20 protein-coding genes and 2 tRNA genes are annotated in these 18,438 nt (G+C 60.2%); 14 read left to right on the forward strand and 8 right to left on the reverse strand.

Annotation, left to right across the window (positions count from 1 at the left end; all coding sequences use genetic code 11):
• The first annotated feature begins 1 nt into the window (after position 1).
• The 4 genes from fliQ (at position 2) to AC1DWZ_RS03575 (ending at position 4,683) form a co-directional block, all read left to right on the forward strand.
• Complete coding sequence (gene fliQ / locus AC1DWZ_RS03560) at positions 2–262, forward strand: flagellar biosynthesis protein FliQ (protein ID WP_477167484.1); 261 nt, start codon at positions 2–4, stop codon at positions 260–262.
• Positions 263–271: 9 nt separating this feature from the next.
• A complete protein-coding gene (locus tag AC1DWZ_RS03565) occupies positions 272–1,033 on the forward strand; it encodes a flagellar biosynthetic protein FliR (protein WP_477167485.1) in 762 nt (253 codons plus the stop codon).
• 15 nt (positions 1,034–1,048) lie between these two features.
• Positions 1,049–2,119, forward strand: coding sequence for a flagellar biosynthesis protein FlhB (gene flhB / locus AC1DWZ_RS03570; RefSeq protein ID WP_477167486.1), 1,071 nt, complete (start codon positions 1,049–1,051; stop codon positions 2,117–2,119).
• Positions 2,120–2,235: 116 nt separating this feature from the next.
• Positions 2,236–4,683 carry a response regulator gene (locus tag AC1DWZ_RS03575; protein WP_477167487.1) on the forward strand — a complete coding sequence of 816 codons (2,448 nt, stop codon included), beginning with the start codon at positions 2,236–2,238 and terminating at the stop codon, positions 4,681–4,683.
• 106 nt (positions 4,684–4,789) lie between these two features.
• Here AC1DWZ_RS03575 and AC1DWZ_RS03580 read toward each other — a convergent pair whose 3' ends face one another.
• A complete protein-coding gene (locus tag AC1DWZ_RS03580; protein ID WP_477167488.1) occupies positions 4,790–5,083 on the reverse strand; it encodes an HU family DNA-binding protein in 294 nt (97 codons plus the stop codon).
• Between the two features lie 269 nt (positions 5,084–5,352).
• Between AC1DWZ_RS03580 and AC1DWZ_RS03585 the strand changes: the two genes are divergently transcribed.
• The 3 genes from AC1DWZ_RS03585 (at position 5,353) to AC1DWZ_RS03595 (ending at position 6,011) form a co-directional block, all read left to right on the forward strand.
• Positions 5,353–5,429: transfer RNA gene (locus tag AC1DWZ_RS03585), tRNA-Pro, on the forward strand.
• 178 nt (positions 5,430–5,607) lie between these two features.
• Complete coding sequence (locus AC1DWZ_RS03590; RefSeq protein ID WP_477167489.1) at positions 5,608–5,916, forward strand: ETC complex I subunit; 309 nt, start codon at positions 5,608–5,610, stop codon at positions 5,914–5,916.
• Positions 5,917–5,934: 18 nt separating this feature from the next.
• Positions 5,935–6,011, forward strand: a tRNA-Arg gene (locus AC1DWZ_RS03595).
• A 65-nt stretch (positions 6,012–6,076) separates the two neighbouring features.
• Here the strand turns inward: AC1DWZ_RS03595 and AC1DWZ_RS03600 are convergent.
• Positions 6,077–6,502: a DoxX family protein gene (locus tag AC1DWZ_RS03600; RefSeq protein WP_477167490.1), complete on the reverse strand. Its 426-nt coding sequence runs from the start codon at positions 6,500–6,502 to the stop codon at positions 6,077–6,079.
• Between the two features lie 117 nt (positions 6,503–6,619).
• Between AC1DWZ_RS03600 and AC1DWZ_RS03605 the strand changes: the two genes are divergently transcribed.
• Complete coding sequence (locus tag AC1DWZ_RS03605) at positions 6,620–7,516, forward strand: LysR family transcriptional regulator (protein ID WP_477167491.1); 897 nt, start codon at positions 6,620–6,622, stop codon at positions 7,514–7,516.
• Between the two features lie 12 nt (positions 7,517–7,528).
• On the opposite strand, the gene AC1DWZ_RS03610 is transcribed toward AC1DWZ_RS03605, so the two are convergent.
• Positions 7,529–7,795, reverse strand: a complete 267-nt coding sequence (locus AC1DWZ_RS03610; RefSeq protein ID WP_477167492.1) for a hypothetical protein — start codon at positions 7,793–7,795, stop codon at positions 7,529–7,531.
• Between the two features lie 217 nt (positions 7,796–8,012).
• On the opposite strand from AC1DWZ_RS03610, the gene AC1DWZ_RS03615 reads away from it, so the two are divergent.
• Genes AC1DWZ_RS03615 through AC1DWZ_RS03640 form a run of 6 tightly spaced genes read left to right on the forward strand, consistent with a single transcriptional unit; the run spans position 8,013 to position 14,092 of the window.
• On the forward strand, positions 8,013–9,245 hold the full coding sequence (locus tag AC1DWZ_RS03615) for a dienelactone hydrolase family protein (RefSeq protein ID WP_477167493.1): 1,233 nt from the start codon (positions 8,013–8,015) through the stop codon (positions 9,243–9,245).
• A 12-nt stretch (positions 9,246–9,257) separates the two neighbouring features.
• A complete protein-coding gene (locus tag AC1DWZ_RS03620; RefSeq protein WP_477167494.1) occupies positions 9,258–10,757 on the forward strand; it encodes an SDR family oxidoreductase in 1,500 nt (499 codons plus the stop codon).
• Between the two features lie 19 nt (positions 10,758–10,776).
• Positions 10,777–11,553, forward strand: coding sequence for an ABC transporter ATP-binding protein (locus tag AC1DWZ_RS03625; protein ID WP_477167495.1), 777 nt, complete (start codon positions 10,777–10,779; stop codon positions 11,551–11,553).
• Complete coding sequence (locus tag AC1DWZ_RS03630) at positions 11,540–12,244, forward strand: ABC transporter ATP-binding protein (RefSeq protein WP_477167496.1); 705 nt, start codon at positions 11,540–11,542, stop codon at positions 12,242–12,244. Before AC1DWZ_RS03625 ends, AC1DWZ_RS03630 begins: the two co-directional genes overlap by 14 nt.
• A gap of 10 nt (positions 12,245–12,254) precedes the next feature.
• A complete protein-coding gene (locus AC1DWZ_RS03635; RefSeq protein ID WP_477167497.1) occupies positions 12,255–13,145 on the forward strand; it encodes a branched-chain amino acid ABC transporter permease in 891 nt (296 codons plus the stop codon).
• The gene (locus AC1DWZ_RS03640; RefSeq protein WP_477167498.1) at positions 13,145–14,092 is read left to right on the forward strand and encodes a branched-chain amino acid ABC transporter permease; all 948 of its coding nucleotides are present in this window, start codon (positions 13,145–13,147) and stop codon (positions 14,090–14,092) included. The genes AC1DWZ_RS03635 and AC1DWZ_RS03640 overlap by 1 nt, the downstream gene beginning before the upstream one ends.
• Here AC1DWZ_RS03640 and AC1DWZ_RS03645 read toward each other — a convergent pair.
• The 5 genes from AC1DWZ_RS03645 to kynB all read right to left on the reverse strand — a co-directional run bounded on the left by AC1DWZ_RS03645 (position 14,089) and on the right by kynB (position 18,393).
• Positions 14,089–14,751: a haloacid dehalogenase type II gene (locus AC1DWZ_RS03645; RefSeq protein ID WP_477167499.1), complete on the reverse strand. Its 663-nt coding sequence runs from the start codon at positions 14,749–14,751 to the stop codon at positions 14,089–14,091. The two genes, AC1DWZ_RS03640 and AC1DWZ_RS03645, sit on opposite strands and share 4 nt — an antisense overlap.
• Before the next feature lie 76 nt (positions 14,752–14,827).
• On the reverse strand, positions 14,828–16,153 hold the full coding sequence (locus tag AC1DWZ_RS03650) for an ABC transporter substrate-binding protein (protein WP_477167500.1): 1,326 nt from the start codon (positions 16,151–16,153) through the stop codon (positions 14,828–14,830).
• A 38-nt stretch (positions 16,154–16,191) separates the two neighbouring features.
• Complete coding sequence (locus tag AC1DWZ_RS03655; protein WP_477167501.1) at positions 16,192–16,434, reverse strand: Lrp/AsnC ligand binding domain-containing protein; 243 nt, start codon at positions 16,432–16,434, stop codon at positions 16,192–16,194.
• 94 nt (positions 16,435–16,528) lie between these two features.
• Positions 16,529–17,770, reverse strand: coding sequence for a kynureninase (gene kynU / locus AC1DWZ_RS03660; RefSeq protein ID WP_477167502.1), 1,242 nt, complete (start codon positions 17,768–17,770; stop codon positions 16,529–16,531).
• Positions 17,767–18,393 (reverse strand): arylformamidase, encoded by a 627-nt coding sequence (gene kynB, locus AC1DWZ_RS03665; RefSeq protein ID WP_477167503.1) that lies wholly within the window; start codon positions 18,391–18,393, stop codon positions 17,767–17,769. Before kynB ends, kynU begins: the two co-directional genes overlap by 4 nt.
• Positions 18,394–18,438 lie beyond the last annotated feature (45 nt).

Here is an 18,438-nt window from a genome sequence, read left to right on the forward strand (position 1 = left end):
CATGGATGAGGCAGCGCTTCTCGAAATTACCCGTGACGCCGTGATCGTGACCCTCAAGGTCGGCGCGCCGATCATGCTGATCTCCTTGATCGTCGGCCTGCTCATCTCCCTTTTCCAGGCACTGACCCAGATCCAGGAAGCGACGCTGACCTTCGTCCCGAAGATTATCGTCGTGTTCGTGTCGCTGCTGCTACTGGCACCGTTCATGTTGCATGCGTTGACCGACTTTACCGAGCAGGTCATGGCGCGGGCCGGCGGTTAGGGCCGGTCGATGTCGATCCAAGAATTCCTGACCGGATCACTCTTTCAGTACTTGCTGATTTTCGCGCGGATCGGTGCCGCAGTATCCCTGCTGCCGGGCTTTGGCGAAGTCTATGTCGCGGTCCGTTCTCGTCTCTCATTTGCGCTGCTGTTGTCGCTGGTCCTGATGCCGATGATCAAGGACCTCATCCCGGTCCTGCCGCCGCAGCCGGCTGCCATGGCGGTCCTGGTCGTGGGTGAGGTGACGATCGGGCTCTTTTTCGGGGTCATTTGTCGCCTGATCCTGATGGCGGCATTGTCGGCCGGTATGGTGATCGCCCTGCAGATCGGCATCGCCAACGCCCTTGCCAGCGATCCCACGACAGCGCAACAGGGCGCTGTCACCGGTAATTTCATGATAGCGACCGCAGTGGTACTCATCTTTGCTACCGATCTCGACCATATGACCCTGCGTGCACTGGCAGGCACCTATGGCCTGTTCCATCCCGGCGAACTGCCGCAGCTCGAAGATATGGCGAACATGATCGCCCGCGTCGCTGCTGATTCCTTCTTGCTCGCCCTGCAGATGGCAGCGCCGTTCCTGGTTTATGGCATCGTGCTTGTTGTCGGGATGGGCCTGATCGCGAGGTTGATGCCGACCTTGCAAGTCTTCTTCGTCGTCATGCCCCTGCAGTTGCTGGTCGGCTTCGGCTTGATGGCCGTGACGATCTCGGCCGCCATGATCTGGTTTCTCGAAGTCTATCGCGACCATCTTTCCGGTTTTACGGAATAGGGCAGGGGATCCGCGATGTCAGAAGACAATGATGACTCACAAAAAACCGAGGACCCGACATCCAAGCGACTGGATGAAGCGCGCAATGAAGGCAATGTCCCGAAATCGCAGGAATTCAACCATCTCCTGATGATTCTGGCCTTCACCCTGGCCGTGTTGCTGTTCGGCGGTCACGCCGCCCGTGAAATCGCCAACATGTCGACGCCATTCCTCGAATCGCCGGACCAGATTCCGGCTGACCTCGGGCATCTTGTACATACAGCTTGGCGGCTGCTGGGGCTGGTCCTGCTGGCTGGCATCGCCCCATTGGTTCTGGCTTTCATGGCAGCGTTCGGCGCCAGCTATCTGCAGTTCGGTCTCTTATGGTCGGCCGACAATCTGATGCCGCGCCTTGACAAGATTTCGCCTTTGGCCGGCTTCAAGCGGATCTTCTCGTTGCGCTCGGTCACCGAGTTGCTGAAGGGCGTCATGAAGATCGCGCTGGTTGCGACAGCGGTCGGCTATTTCGTCATGCCGAGTGTCGGTGACCTGCATCAGCTGATCGGCATGGACATGGGGCAGCTGGTGGCAGCCATCAACAAGGAAGTGAAGATCGTCCTTATCGGCGTTTTTTCCGTGATGGGGGTGATCGCTGCCGCCGACATTCTTTATCAGCGCTACGAGTATATGAAGACGTTGCGCATGTCGCGGCAGGATCTGCGGGATGAATACAAGCAGACCGAAGGTGATCCGCTGGTGAAGGGCCGGTTGCGGCAGTTGCGCATGGAACGCGCGCGTCGCCGCATGATGGGCGAGGTGCCCAATGCGGACGTGGTCGTGACCAACCCGACCCATTACGCTGTTGCACTGAAGTACGACCAGAACGCCATGGCGGCACCGAAGGTGGTGGCCAAGGGCACCGACAAGGTCGCCCAGCGCATCCGCGAGGTGGCGGAAGAGGCCGAAGTCCCGATCATCGAGAATCCGCCGCTGGCGCGCGGCCTCTATGCCGCGGTCGATATCGACCAGGAAATCCCGCCGGAATACTACAAGGCCGTGGCAGAACTGATTTCTTATATCTTCAAGCTGAAGAAACGCCGTTTCTGACGGATGAAACAGCGTTGGCCTCGCTGCTCGATTGAGCCGGCCGCTGGATTTAGAGGGTGGATCGGCTACACTCTGCCGTCACTTCAGGTAGCGGGTGGCGGTTTTTGGGGTGGGGCATGGTTTTTCGGAGAAATTGGGCAGTCGGCATCTTCTTTGCCGGGTCGCTGATATCCTGCGGGCCGGCCTTTGCCCAGGCGGGCGCCGCAGATGCGGGCGCGTCGTTGCCGGCCTGGGCCATTGTTCTCATCATCGCTCTGCTGGCTGGCATTGCCGTTCTGGGTACCCTGTGGTTCAAGGCGATCGGCCGCCGCAATCTGTTGCTGGGGAGCCTCAATGCAACGACGCGCGCCCGGCAGCTGGTTGATCCGCAGGGTCGTGTAGTCCTTTCCAATGACGCCTTCGACCGCCTGTTCGATGGGGCCAAGGTGCCGCTCGCCGAACTGCTCCTGGCACGGGTCAGTCCTGGTTCGGATGCGGCCGAAATCCTGCGCCAGCTGATTTTGACCGTGGCGGAAGGAGGCCGCGGGCGGACCGAAATCGAAATCCCACTGAGCGACGGTACGACCGACTGGTTTGATGTCTCCGGTCGCCGCGTCGATGGCTTCCCGGGCTTCGTCTTGTGGGGCGCCGAAATGGTGACGGCGCAGCGCCAGATCGAGGATTTCATCCGCTCTGACCACGAAAAATTTGCTGACCTCATCGAACACGCGCCGATCGGCTTCTATTCGGTCGACGAGAATGGGCGCTTCCTGTTTGTCAATTCGACACTCGCGAGCTGGTTGGGGTTGCTGCCCGACAATGAAGGTGGCTATCGCCAGAATCTCCATGACCTGGTGGCCGATCAATTGCCGCAGGGCGGATTGCCCTATAGCCCGTTCCGCGATTCCCAGGCGCGCAGTGGTGAAGTGACCTTGCGTGGACCCAATGAACGATCGTTCCAGGCCTTCATCCGCCACGATATCGCGGTCGTGCAATCACCCAAAGGGGATGGGCCAAAACTACGCACGCGCTCGGTGGTGCACGATCTTAGCCGCGAGCGTGAACTGGAAAGCGCCCTGCAGGTATCGGAACAGTATTTCCAACGTTTCTTTGAGGAAGCGCCAGCCAGCATCCTGCTCCTCGACGACAAGGGGCGGGTGGAGCAGGCCAACCCGGCCTTTCAGCATTTGCTGATCGGCGCCGCATGGGCCCAGGCTCGCTTTGTCGATCTGGTGCAGCCTGAAGAGCGTGCGGCGGCCGAGGCACATCTGGGCCAGGTAATGGCCGAGGGGCGAGCGGGCCAGCCCTTGACCGTGCGCCTCATCGGTGAAAAGCAGCGTTCGGTCACCATCTACGCGTCGCGGCGGGAGGATCGGGGGCGGGCCATCGGCCTCATCGTTCATCTCATCGATGCGACCGAACAAAAGCGCCTGGAAGCGCAGTTCGCCCAATCGCAGAAAATGCAGGCGGTCGGCCTGCTGGCGGGCGGCATCGCTCACGATTTCAATAATCTGCTCACCGCCATGATCGGCTTCTGCGATCTGCTGCTGCTGCGCCACAGGGCCGGCGACCAATCCTTTGCCGACATCATGCAAATCAAGCAGAACGCCAATCGTGCTGCCAATCTGGTGCGCCAGCTGCTGGCTTTTTCACGTCAGCAGACGCTGCAGCCGCGCGTGCTCGACGTGACCGACGTGTTGGCCGAGCTTTCGCACCTGCTGCGGCGCCTCATTGGCGAGAATATCGAGCTGATGATGGAGCATGGGCGCGATCTCAAATTCGTGCGCGTCGATGCCGGCCAATTGGAGCAGGTGATCATCAATCTGGCCGTCAACGCCCGCGATGCCATGCTCGAGGGTGGCAGGCTGCTGATCCGCACGCGCAACGTGACGACGGCCGAGCCGATCAGCCGCGGCGTTGAGGTCATGCCGCCCGGTTCCTACGTGCTCATCGAAATCGCCGACACCGGGTCCGGCATTCCGGCCGACATCCTGGACCGTATCTTCGAGCCTTTCTTTTCGACAAAGGCGGTGGGGTCGGGTACTGGCCTCGGTCTCTCCACCGTCTACGGCATCGTTCGCCAGACCGGCGGTTTTGTCTTTGTCGACAGCACCATGGGCAAGGGTACCAATTTCCGCATCTATCTGCCCCAGCATGCGGCCCTGTCCGACCAGGCGGCCCGCGCCGACCATGCCGAAGACCAGCCCCGGGATCTCACTGGCATCGGCACCGTTCTGCTGGTCGAAGATGAGGATGCGGTGCGCCTGTTCTCGGCCCGGGCCCTGCGCAACAAGGGCTACAAGGTGCTGGAAGCCCGCAGTGGCGAAGCCGCGCTGGAACTTATCAACGAACAGCTCCAGGACATCGACCTCATCATCAGCGATGTCGTGATGCCGCGGATGGACGGTCCGACCTTGATCAAGGAAGTGCGGCAACGGCGCGCGGATTTGAAGGTCATTTTCATCTCCGGTTATGCCGAAGACGATTTTCGCCGCAAGATCGATGCTGGCGAGGAAGCGCATTTTCTGATGAAGCCGTTCACCTTGAAACAGCTGGCGACCAAGGTGAAAGAGGTGCTCGACTGACCGCTTGGACTTGAAAGAGATACTGGATTGAGTGCCCAAAATGAGAACGCCGCGCCCGGGTGGGGCGCGGCGTTATCGCAAGCCATCAGACCTTTTCAGAAATCGATTAGATCGATTCCTTCAGTTCCTTCGCAGCACGGAAGGCGATCTTTTTGCTGGCCTTGATCTTGATGGCTTCGCCGGTCGCCGGATTGCGGCCCATGCGCGCCGGGCGCTTGCGCACCTGGAAGATGCCAAGAGCCGGAATGCGGATCTTGTCGCCCTTCTTCAGATGCTTGCCAATCAAGCCAACGAGATCGCCAAGGACCTCATTCGCCAGCTTCTTCGAGAGTTCATGCTTTTCGGCCAGGTCGGTACCGAGCTGCTTCAACGTTATGGTCTTTTGTGGTGCGGTCGCCATTGTAAGCCCCTCTGTCACGGGTGATTCCCAAGGCGGGAGCATAACGACGGTGGGAATGAGTCGCAAATGAAGAAAGCAGGGCTGGCACGACAGAAATCCGCTTGACGCGGGCCTTTCTGCAGCGCAATGACGGGCTGCCAAACGGGCTGGTGCCGCATTAAGATGTGCTGCCGGCCCCGTTGGGTATCGGTCCAGCTCGTCATAAAAACGCCCGTTGCAGTTTCTGTGGGCTTTGATAAAACGGCTGGAAATGCTTGATTTTGCGGGATCGGGGTGTAGCTCAGCCTGGTAGAGTACCTGCTTTGGGAGCAGGGTGTCGGAGGTTCGAATCCTCTCACCCCGACCATTCCGCGGACCGTTTTAACGGTATCTTTCAAGCTTTAATGAGATTGTCGTCACCGAACTTACCGGACAGTCGACATAGGAATTGTGGAGCCAGGCAGTGGTTTTATGGCCTGGATATGTTGCCCCGGGCCGAATCGACGGCTGGCGAGATGGGGTGAACTGAGGAGCGAGGTCAGGCGATGGTCGCGAGAATCTATCAGCCGGCGAAGTCGGCGATGCAATCAGGTCGGTCGGGTCGCAGCAGCGATTGGGTGCTGGAATACGCACCGGAGTCTCGGCGCGAGGCTGATCCCTTGATGGGCTGGACCTCAAGCAACGATACGCGCCGTCAGTTGCGCCTCACCTTTGCCACGCAGGAAGAAGCTGTGGCCTATGCGATGCGCGAAGGCATTGCCTATGAGATCGAAAAGCCGCAGCAGCGCAACGTGATGCCAAAGGCATATGCCGACAATTTCCGCTTCGACCGCATCGGCCGCTGGACGCATTGAAGTCGGCAGTACGAGTTGGACCCCGTAGCTCAACCGGATAGAGCACCTGCCTTCTAAGCAGGATGTTGCGTGTTCGAGTCACGCCGGGGTCGCCAGGATTTTGGACATGAAAAAGGGCGGCAGCGAGTTTCTCGCTGCCGCCCTTTCGCGTGATGTGCGATCAGGCGCGGGCGGGCTGGGCCGCTTTGCCGATCAGATTGTCGACCGCATAGGCGCCGCTGCCCAACAGGGCCACGACACCGGAAATGACGATCAGGAACAGCGGGTATTCCCAACCGCCATTGGCATTGCTGAAGATCCAGCCATTGCCGCTGTGGACCCAGATGGCACCGAGCAGGATCGGGAGCAGCGCGACCGAAACGATGCGCGACTTGATGCCGAGGATGAGGGCGATGCCGCCGAAGGTCTCGCCAGCGATGGTGAGATAAGCGAGAGCCGAGGGGAGGCCCAGGGATTCAAAAAACTGTGCGGTGCCGGCCGGTGTGAAGGTCAGGTACTTCATGATGAAGCCATGGGCGAAGTACATGATTCCGAGAGAGACGCGGAGGAGGAAAGCCGCGAGTGGCGCGTATTTTTGATCAATCATGGTTGTGTTCCTTATGGGTGCGAAGGGGGCATGGTGGTGTGAAACCAATATCTGCTGTTGAATTGCAGATATAAACTCCGCATGATTGGCCAGATAGTATTGCAAAAATGCACAGATATGTCCGCTAATACGCTGGAATGGAACGATTACAGGGTCGTCTTGGCCATCCACCGAACTGGGGGATTGGCGCCGGCGGCGAGGTCACTGGGCGTCAATCACGCCACGGTCTTCCGCCAGGTGAATGCGATGGAGGCCCGGCTGGGCGCGCGTCTTTTTGACCGGCACCGCAGTGGCTATGGGTTGACGGCGGTGGGGGAAGTGGCGCTGGCGGCCGCGGAAGCGATGGAGACCCAGGCGCTGGCAGCAGAGCGCAGGATGGCTGGTGGTGATCTCAACCTCACCGGCACGATCCGCGTGACAGCACCTGACGACATGGTGCAGCGGCTGCTATTGCCGATGTTCGCCGCGTTCCGGGAACGCTATGCCAAGATCGAGCTCGAGGTGATTGTCGATAACCGCTTTCTCAATCTGTCGCGGCGCGAAGCGGATATCGCCTTGCGCCCGACAGCTGCAGCACCCGAGGCAATGACCGGAATCAATATCGGTCCCCTTGGCATGACGCTCTATGGGGCCGCGCCGCTGGCAGCGCTCGTGGCGGCGGGCCAGACGGTCGGTAGCCTGCCGTGGATCGGCTGGGAGGATGGGGCGGAGACGCTCCGCTTTGGCGGCTTCTATCGTCTCCGTGGATTGCAGCCGATCTTTGCCTATCGCAGTAATTCACTGCTGGCGCAGGTTTCCGCAGCCGAAGCAGGGATAGGTGTCGCGCTGTTGCCCTGCTTTGCCGGCGACAGCAGCCCTGCACTGCGGCGATTGGAGCCGATCGATCCGCTCTTTTCGACCAATCTTTGGATATTGACGCATCCGGATCTCAAACGGGCCGCCCGGATCAAGGCGTTCATCGATTTCATGTCGGCGGCATTGCGCAAGAGGCGGCGGTTGTTGGCGGGGGTCTAAGGAGTACGCGGCCTATTTCTCGCCGCAGCTGCCCAGCGCCTGAATCGGGCAATCCGGCCATTCGGGGGAATCGATCGGCGTGCTGATATAGATCGCGATGAGGGCGAGGCCAGCAAAGGTCAAGCCGAGCAGCGCCAACCCGCCCTGGGTCGAGCCGGGTTCTTCAAGCTTGGGTTCCGGGCGCAGCAGGCCATCTTGCAGACCAGTTTCCTGGGCATTGCCCGCGCCATTGTTGGCACGGCCATCAATGCCGGCCGCATAGATAGGCGACTTGTTCAATTTCTCATTCCGTCCAATGAGCCATGATTCCAGGCGTCATATATGGGGTTTCTACGCTGCAGCGCAGCAGCGACAAGGCGTCACAGACTGCTGGTTGCGCGCGAAACCGTCCTGACTCTTATTGAGCAGCTAAAATCGTACATATAGTTGCCAAGATGTGGCTGATCGGGCAGTTTTCGTGCAGCAATCGCCAAGGTAGACCGAAGGGGACAACATCATGGCCGGCACCTACATCACCGTTAACGCAGCAGATGGCGGTCAGTTCCGTGCCTATCTTGCAGTGCCGAAATCGGGCAAGGGGCCTGGCATTGTGCTGTGTCAGGAAATCTTCGGCATCAATGCCTATGTGCGCGAAACAGCCGATTATTACGCCGAGGAAGGCTATGTGGTCCTGGCCCCCGACCTTTTCTGGCGCATGGAGCCCAATGTCGACATGGGCTACTCGCCTGAAGAATGGCAGAAGGCCTTTGGCTTTTTTCAGAAGTTCGATGTCGACCAGGGAATCAAGGATGTCGGAGCCACGGTGAAGGCTCTGCGCGCGCGCGCGGAATGCACCGGCAAGGTCGGTGTGCTTGGTCATTGCCTGGGCGGCAAGCTCGCCTATCTCACCGCGTGCCGGGTCGATGTGGATGCGGCCGTCGGCTATTACGGCGTTGGCATCGAGGGCGCGCTGGGGGAAGCGAAGAACATCAAATGTCCGACCGTCCTGCATTTCGCCGAGCTAGATCAGTATTGCGGCGCCGAAGCCCGCGAGCAGATCACAACCGCGCTGAAGGACCGCGCGGAGATCGAGATCTATACCTATCCCGGCGTCGATCATGCCTTCGCGCGCACCATGGGCGATCACTACAACAAGCCAGCCGCAACTCTTGCGCATTCACGCTCGATTGCCTTGTTCCGCAAGGCCATTGGCCCACGCTACGATCTCTCCGCGCTGTGGGATGCTCATTGCTATCATGAGTTCGCAGCCCGTGATGTGGCAGCGACCATGAAGACCATGGTCGACGAGCCTTATGTGAATCACGTGCCCACAATGACCGGTGGTGTCGGGCAGAAGGAACTGGCGCGTTTCTACCAGCACCATTTCGTCAACGGCAACCCGAAGGACACGAAGCTCATCCCCATCTCGCGCACGGTCGGTGCCGATCGGCTGGTTGACGAGATGCTGTTCTGCTTCACCCATGATACCGAGATCGACTGGATGTTACCGGGTGTAAAACCGACCGGCAAATATGTCGAGATTCCGCTGGTCGCCATCATCTGCTTCCGCGGCGACAAGCTTTATAACGAGCATATTTATTGGGACCAGGCATCGGTGCTGGTTCAAATCGGCTTGATCGATCCGAAGAATTTGCCGACTGCGGGTGTCGAGACGGCTAGGAAACTGGTCGATGAAACGCTGCCGTCGAATACCTTGATGAAACGCTGGGCCGAAAGTGCGGGCAAGTAAATGAGTAATCCCATGAAAGACAAGCTTGCCGCCGGCGGTTGCATCACCTGCCACTGGGCGACACTTGGCTCGCCATCGGTCGCTGAGTTGCTGGCGGAATCCGGACCGGATTGCATTGTCTTCGATATGCAGCACGGGCTGTGGGATCGGCTCAGCCTGGAATATGCCATTGGCCTGGTCCGCCATCGTACGATCCCGGCAGTGCGCAGCGTTGATAGCAGTGATCATGCCATCGGCATGGTGCTGGATGCTGGCGCGCGGGCGCTGATCGTCCCCATGGTTGATACCGCTGAGCAGGCGCGCGCTGTGGTGCGGGCCGCGAAATATCCGCCACAAGGCGGGCGTTCCGGCGGCGGCACGCGGCCGATGCTGGATTACAAATCCTACATGGCCGGCGCCAATGACGAGATCATCGTGGCGGTCATGATTGAGACGGCGACAGCTGTCGCCAATGCTGCCGAGATTGCGGCGGTACCGGGCATCGACATGCTGTTCATCGGTCCTTTCGACCTGGCGATGTCGATCGGCACGTTTCCCGAGTTCGGCCCGAAGCATGAAGCGGCCGTGCAGTCCGTGTTGGCGGCGGCCAAAGGGGCCGGCAAAACCTGCGGCATCTTCACGCCCTATGCTAGCTTTGCTGTCGACCGGCGTGCGCAGGGATTCCAATGGGTGGTGCTGGCCTATGACCAGAGCCTGATCCAGGAACCTGCGAAGGGCGCGGTGAAGCAGGCGCGCATGGGTTCAGGGCCGGACCTTGTCAAAGACGCGGTCGCCTTGGTGACCGGCRCCAACGGCGGTATCGGCAGCGAGACGGTGCGCGCTTTGCTCCGTGCGGGTGCCACCAAGATCTACTGCGGTGCGCGGCAGCTTGATAGCCTGCGCACGCTGACCTCGGTGGCGCCGGATAAATTGATACCGGTTCAACTCGATGTAACCGACTCAGCCAGTGTCGCCAAAGCGGCGGCCGCATGCAAGGACGTGACGCTGCTGATCAACAATGCCGGCTGGAACTCGAATGAAGGCTTGTTCAGCAGCGATGCCCTCGACAATGCGCGGCGTGAGATGGAAACCAACTATCTCGGCACGCTCGCTGTCTCGCGTGCCTTCCAGCCCGTTCTCGCCAAGAATGGCGGTGGCGGCCTGGTCAATCTCATTACCGTCATCGCTCACAGCAACTTGCCGGTGATGTCGACTTATGCTGCCTCAAAGGCAGCCTTGCTTTCGCTGACGCAAGGGTTGCGCGCCGAATTGCGCCAACAAGGAACCCACGTCATGGGGGTGCTGCCGGGGGCAGTCGATACGCCGATGACGCCCGGCTTTGAAGGCATGAAGATGCGGCCGCTGCAGGTGGCCGAAGCCCTCATCCAAGGACTGCATGCGCGGATGGAGCAGGTTTATCCGGGCGGCATGGCGTCGGGCGTTTTCAACGGCATCGCCTTCGACGCAAAGGCGATCGAAGATGATTTTGCCAATTATCTGCCGGCGGAATCCTCAGCCCGCAAGAAGGCATGAGCTGCTTCAAGCAACGGGCATGATCATCGTAGACAACATCGTCAAGCGCTTCGGCGGGATTCGTGCCGTCGATGGCTGCAGCTTGCAGGTCGCCAGGGGTTCGATCACGGGCCTGATCGGGCCGAATGGCGCTGGCAAATCGACTCTATTCAACATTATCGCCGGGCTGCTGTCCCCCGATCAGGGAACGGTCAAGCTCGATGGCGAGGACGTCACCGGCTGGCCAGCGCATCGGCTGTTCGGCAAGGGGCTCGCGCGCACTTTCCAGATCGCCCATGAATTCGGCCGCATGACCGTGCTGGAAAATCTGATGGCAGTGCCGGCCGGGCAGTCCGGCGAGCGTGTCTTCAATGCCTGGCTGCGCTGGTCCGCTGTCCGGGCGGAGGAGGGCAAGATCCGCGCCCGCGCGGAAGAGGTGCTGACCCAGCTGCGGATCGATCATGTGAAACATGAACTGGCCGGCAATCTTTCCGGCGGCCAGAAGAAATTGGTCGAGCTCGCGCGCACCATGATGTGGCAGCCGAAGGTCGTGCTGCTCGATGAAATCGGCGCCGGGGTCAATCGTGCCTTGCTCTCCGAGATCGCCGGCGAAATCGAACGGCTCAATCGCGATCACGATTATACCTTCTTCGTCATCGAGCATGATATGGACCTGATCGCGCGCCTGTGTTCACCGGTGATCGTGATGGCGGAGGGCCGCGTACTCATGCAGGGCTCAATGCAGGAAATCAGGGCGAACGCCGACGTCATCGAAGCCTATCTCGGTGGCGGAAAGGTCGGTCATGGCGCTGCTTGATGCAACCGGCATGGTCGGCGGCTATGGCGGCATGGACATCCTCAACGGGATAGATCTTGTCGTCGAGGCGCATGAGATTGTGGTCATCATTGGGGCGAACGGTGCCGGCAAATCGACGGCGATGAAGGCGCTTTTCGGCCTCGTCAATCTGCGCGCCGGGAAAGTCATCCTGGATGGCACGGATATCACCGGCGCCGCACCCAACGATCTGGTGGCGTATGGCATGGGTTACGTGCCACAGGAGCGCAATGTCTTCCGTACGCTGACAGTGCGCGAGAATCTGGAAATGGGCGCGTTCCTGAAGCCCGCGGCACAGGCGCGAGTGATGGAACAGGTATTCACGCTGTTCCCGATCCTCAAGGAAAAGGCCGGCCAGCCGGCGGGTGAGCTCTCAGGTGGGCAGCGCCAGATGGTGGCGGTCGGCCGCGCCTTGATGACAGAACCCAAACTGCTGCTGCTGGACGAACCGACGGCGGGTCTGTCGCCACTGGTAATGGAGCAGATCTTCGATCGGATTATCGCTGTGAACAAGGCCGGTATCGGCATTCTGCTGGTGGAACAGAACGCGCGGCAGGCCCTCGCCATTGCCCATCGTGGCTATGTGCTGGCGACGGGGCGCAACCGATTTACCGGGACGGCCGACACTCTGCTCGCCAATCCCGAAATCGGTCAGTCATTTTTGGGTGGTTGAGTTGGAAGCCTTGGCTGATTTCTGCAATCTCTATTTCTTCCCCGGCATAGCCGTAGGCTGCATCTATGCGCTGGGGGCCGTTGGAATTTCGCTGATCTTCGCCATTCTGCGTTTTGCCCATTTTGCCCATGGCGACGTGATGACCTTGGGGGCCTATCTCGCCTATAGCCTGGTCGCCAGTTTTGGCTGGTCGGTCTATCTCGCCTTGCCGATGGCGGCCGTCGGCGGTGCGCTTGCCAGCGTGGCGATCGACCGGGTGGTCTATAAGCCGTTCCGGCGCAGCCCCGGCATCATCATCGTGATCGCCTCCTTCGGCGTCATGCTGGTCGTCCGTTCGCTCATTCAGTTGTTCTGGGGCGTCGATGTTCAGAACTACGAAACAGGTATTCGCAAGCCGATTCAGCTGATCGGCGATTTCCGCATGGCGCAAAAGCATATCATCATCATTGCTGTGTCGATCGCCATTGCCGCGTCCCTGCATGGGTTCCTCAGCCACAGCCGCATGGGCAAGGCGATGCGGGCCATGAGCGACGATGCTGATCTCGCGCGGATCTCCGGTATCGATACAGAGAGAGTCGTGCGCTGGACCTGGCTCATCGGTGGCGGGCTCGCGGCAGCGGCGGGTGTCTTTGCCGGGATTAATTCAAAACTGCATCCCAGTGTCGGCTGGGATCTGCTCCTGCCGCTATTTGCTGCGGCGATCCTGGGCGGTATCGGCAAGCCTTATGGCGCCATCCTCGGTGGACTGGCGATCGGCGTGGCGCAGGAAGTGGCAACGTATCCCTGGATCGGTGACGACCCGCTGGTGGCGCCGGCCTATAAGAACGCGGTTGCATTTTTTGTCATGGTTTGCATGCTGGTCTGGCGACCGACGGGCATCTTCAAGGGCCGGGTGCTGTGATGGACATGCAGTTCTTCGGTCTCCTGATGTATGCCATCTCGCTGGCAACGATGATCGGTATCTACGGTGTGTTGTGCCTGGGGCTCAATCTGCAATGGGGATTTGGCGGCCTGTTCAATGCCGGCATTGCCGGTTTCTTCGCGGTCGGTGCCTATACCACCGCCATTCTTACCTCGCCGGATAGCCCGCACTATCTGGGTGGGTTCGGGTGGTCGCCATTGCTGGCTTTGCCGATTGCGATGCTGCTGTCGGGCCTCATTGCCTGGCCGATCGGGCGGATCTGCCTCGGCCTCAAAGGCGATTATCTTGCCATGGCGACGATCGGCATTTCCGAGATCATTCGCCTGGTGCTGAAGAACGAGGATTGGCTGGCCAATGGCACGATGGGAATCTCCACCGTGCCGCGGCCGTTTGAAAGCCTGGGTCAGCCCTGGGGAAATCTGGTCTTCCTTGCCTTTGTCCTGGGCGTAGTCTTGGTCCTTTATTTCGCTGCCGAGCGTGCCTGGGCGTCCCCATGGGGACGTGTAATGCGGGCAATCCGCGACAACGAATTGGCAGCTGCCGCGATTGGCAAGGACGTTGTGCGTTTTCGTCTCGAAGCCTTCGTCATTGGTGCCATGGTTATGGGATTGGGTGGCGCACTCTCTGCCATGTATTTCAAGTTCATCGGCTCCAGCGCCACGGAACCGCTGCTCACCACGTTCCTGGTCTGGGTCATGCTGATCATCGGCGGCAGCGGCAACAATCGGGGCGCCTTGCTGGGTGCCTGCCTCGTTTGGCTGATCTGGTCGGGCACCGAGTTGTTGACCAACCGGCTGCCGGCAGAATGGATCACGCGTTCGTCCTATATGCGGGCTTTGCTCATCGGCGTGATGTTGATCGTGGTGTTGCAGCGCTTCGCCAAGGGCGTGTTGCCGGAAAGGCCACCGCGCCGGATCGATAGCTAGACCCTGCCGATGAGTTCCGCGAGGGATCCGATTTCTATTGTCTTGTCCGATAAGCGATACTCCTCCGGGGTCACCTGCCGCCGGAGTTGGAACACCTGGAAGCCAAAGCTTTCCGCGCCCATCGCATCCCAGGCATTGGACGAGACAAAACCGATCTCGTGCGGCAGCAGATTCAGACTCTTGGCGGCCATGGCGTAAACACGCGGATCCGGCTTGTAGAGGCGAAGCACGTCAACCGATAGCACTGGGTCCAGCAGATCGGCAATGCCGGCGGCAGTGAGGGCTGCCTGCAGCATGCTGGATGTGCCATTCGAGAGGATGCCTAAAGCGCGGCCCGTCGCCTTCAGTTCAACCAATGCCGTCGCCACGTCAGGGAACGGCACCAATTCCTGGTAGCTCGCCAACAGAGCCTGACGCAGGGCTGGATCGGTGTGACCATGCTGCGCCAGCGCGAAATCGAGCGCCTCGGCAGTTAGCTCATCGAAGGGGCGATAGTGACCGGCAAGCGTTAGCGTCCAGGTATATTCCAGCTGCTTCTGCCGCCACAAAGCCGACACCGTCGCAGCCGCAGGACCGACCCTGCCGCTATGGCGCGCAACGCTCGAATGGATGTCGAGGAGGGTTCCGTAAGCGTCGAACAGGATTGCCTTGAGCGCCATCGATGTTCCTCAAGAAAATGGCCCGCGACGATCGATCAGATCACCACGGGCCATAACGTATTCAGTGCCTTGCGATTTACGGCGTCACCAACCCGACCTGCTTGTAGCCGGTACCATCAACCACGAAATGGCCGATGACGCCTGGAATGTCGCCATTGGCGTCGAATTCCATTTCGCCCGTGGCGCCGGAATAATCGACATCCTTGCCGGCATCGATCAACTCCTTGGCCTTCTTCCATTCACCGGGCAGGATCTTCTCGCCCGGTGCGTTGGCGACTTCGCGGAGCGCATCACGAACCTTGACGCGATCGGTTGAGCCGGCCTTCTCAACGGCAAGGGCGGCCAGCATGACGGAATCATAGGTCTGGCCGATGAAGATCTTGTCCTTCGAGCTTTGATAGGCAGCGGTATAGAGTTCCTCGAATTTTTTCGACGCATCGCTTTCCGGTGCGGACGGCGATGTGAAGAAGGAGGTCTTGAGGTTGTCGGCACCGATCTGCTCAATGAGCTTGTTATCGCGCAGGCCGTCGGTGCCGATGAAGCGGGTGAAGAGACCGTTCTCCAGCGCTTCCTTGACGATGGTGGTGCCGGAATCGCCAGCATAAGCGATCAGCACCAAGGCTTCGGGCTTGTCCTTGGCAAGCGTGCCGAGTTCAGCCGCATAGCTCTGCTGCTTCTCTTCATGCTTAACCTCGGCGGTGATAGTCCCGCCGCCAGCCTTGTAAGCCGCGGCAAACCCGGTCGCCAAAGGTGTCGCGTAGTCGTTGTTGGCATAGGTGAGGGCTACTTTCTTGATACCCTGATCGAGCACCAGTTTCGCCAGCACGACACCCTGATAAGCGTCCGACGGCACGATGCGGAAGACATAGTCTTTGTCGTCCAAGGTCGTGAAGTCGGGCGACGTCGCGGTCGGCGAAATCTGCAGCACGCCCGACGGAATGGTGACGGCATTGGCGGCTGCCAGCGTCGTACCGGACATCAGGGCGCCCACCACGACGGGGACATTCTCGACATTGACCAGCTTGGTCGCGGCGTCAACGGCACCCTGGGTGGAACCGGTGGTGTCGCCGATCACGGTCACCATCTTGCCGCCCAGCAATCCGCCACCGTCATTGATTTCCTTTTCCGCGAGCTTCACGGAATCCATCATCGGCGGGATGAAGCTGGCGATGGGCCCAGTCACATCGAACAGGATACCCACCTTGGTGTCGCCGGCCGGTGCTGCAGCTGGTGCCGCCGCTGTCGTGGCAGCTTCATTGGTAGCCGCGGCGGGTGCCGTTGCTGTCTCGTTGCCGGCGGCTGCCTGTTCTTCCTTTTTCTCGCCGCAGGCGGCGAGGGTGAGACCCGACGCCAAAAGTGCCGCGATGCTTACCCGCTTCATGAGCGAGATCCTGGTGGTCATGTCAAAGTTCCCCCTGTCCTTGTGGCGATTGTTCTGGATTACGTAAAAGCGTTGAAGGTGATGATGGTGAGCGTATCCTTGACATGGGGCAGGGTCTGCAGCTCCGACGTCACGAAGCGGCCGACATCCATGTCGCTGGGCAGATAGCATTTCACCAGCAGATCATACTGGCCGGAAATGGAATAGAGCTCGGCAATCTGCTGGACGGAATCGAGCGCCTTTTCGGCGACGTCATAGGACTTGCCTGGATCGCATTTCACCATGACGAAAATTGGCCGCATGAAGCTTAACTCCCATATCCTGGTCGATCCTGGCGCATGTTGCCCCGCCCGGCGGCCAAAATCCAGCCCCGCAAGTCAGATGGGTGCGCGTGGCTCAGGTGACGGCAGCGCGGCGGCTAAAGGCCGGTTCCTGCCATTCTGCGGTCGACAGTACGGTTTTCAGGGTCGCAACGGCGTCCCAGACATCCTGGTAGCGGGTATAGAGCGGGGTGAAGCCGAAGCGGATCAGGTCCGGCGCGCGGAAATCCCCGATCACCCGGTGGCTGATCAGGGCCTGCATCACGGCATATCCTTCGGGGTGGGCATAGCTGACCTGGCTGCCGCGCTGGGTGCCATCTGCCGGACTGGCAAGGGTCAGGCCGAGGCCCGCGCATTCCTGTGCCACGAGCTGGATCATCAGATCGCCCAGGGCGATAGATTTGCGGCGAAGGAGGGTGAGGTCGACATCGTCGAAGGTGGCAAGGCCGCATTCCAGCGCCGCCATGCTGAGGACGGGTGGGGTGCCCACCAGAAAGCGGTCGATGCCGGTCTTCGGTTGGTAAGTCGTTTCAAAAGCGAAAGGTGCCGCGTGGCCGAACCAACCGAACAGGGGCTGTTGAGTGGCATCGAGCCAGCGCGAGGCCACGAACAGAAAGGCCGGCGCACCTGGTCCGCCATTAAGATATTTATAGCCGCAGCCGATCGCAAAATCCGCGCCGGTGCCGTTGAGGTCGACCGGCAGGGCGCCGGCGGAATGGGCGAGATCCCACAATGTCAGCACACCGGCCGCACGGGCCTTGGCGTTGATCGCCGCCATGTCATGCTTGCGGCCGGTGCGGTAGTCGACTTCGGTCAGCATCACCACGGCAACGTCGGGTGTGATCCGATCAATGACATGCTCTGGCGCTGCCAGCTCCAGCCGATGCGCTTTGCCCAGCAGCTGTGCCAATCCCTGCGCCATGTAGAGGTCAGTCGGGAAATTGCCGGTATCGGAGAGAATGACCTGCCGGTCCGGGCGCAGGGACAAGGCGGCACTTAGCAGCTTGAACACGTTGAGCGAGGTGGAATCGCAAATGACCACTTCATCCGCCGCGGCGCCGATGAGTTTGGCAAGTTTCGCCCCGAGGCGGCGCGGCAGGTCGACCCAGCCATGCTTGTTCCAGCCAGTGATGAGGTCGCGGCCCCATTGCGTACGAATGACGTCGTTGATGCGGCCGGCGGTTGCTCTCGGCAGTGCGCCAAGTGAATTGCCATCCAGATAGACGGTCCCGTCGGGCAAATCGAAACGGGCGCGGGTGAAGGCCAGCGGATCCTGGGCATCCAGCGCCAGACAGTGGGCGCGATCGATCAAACTCATCTTGAAAGACTCCGGAGAACGGCGCGAACCGGGCTTGAATCTGCACCGGCGATCTTCAAGGGCAGGGCAATCAGTTCATAGATCCCGAAGGGAACGGCATCGAGCACCAACCCCTCCAAGATGGCTAGGCCATGGCGCGCCACCGCCAAATGTGCCTCCATCGTCTTTGACGTCTGCGGGTCGAGCGACGGTGTATCGACACCGATCAGCCGCACGCCCTTTGCGGCGACATCTTCCACCAAGGCTGCTGCAATGGCGGCAAAGGATTCGTCCCATGTCTGCTGTGGCGCTTGATTGTAGGTACGGATGAGGATGCGCGTGATGCCAGGCTGCAGCTGCGGCAGGACATGGTCGCTGGTAACAACACCCTCAGCACGGCGCGCGTCGACCACTTGCGCCGGACCGAGATAGATGGACGGATCAACGGCATCAATGGCGATGCCATCGGCATCGTAATGAAACGGCGCGTCGGCATGGCTGCCGCTGTGAGTCGAAAGGGTGAAGGCCGACACGTTCACCGGGACACCGGGGCCCATGGCCCAGGTGCGGCGAAGATCGAATTTTGTATCGCCGGGCCAAACGGGCAGGTCGTTACGGAGTGTCTGGGAAATGTCGTAGAGCATGCGTCGCCAGGGCTTGTGATAGGCAGGAGAGCCTAGGCGAGGGAA

The organism is Dongia sp. P2_B8, from assembly GCF_056404715.1.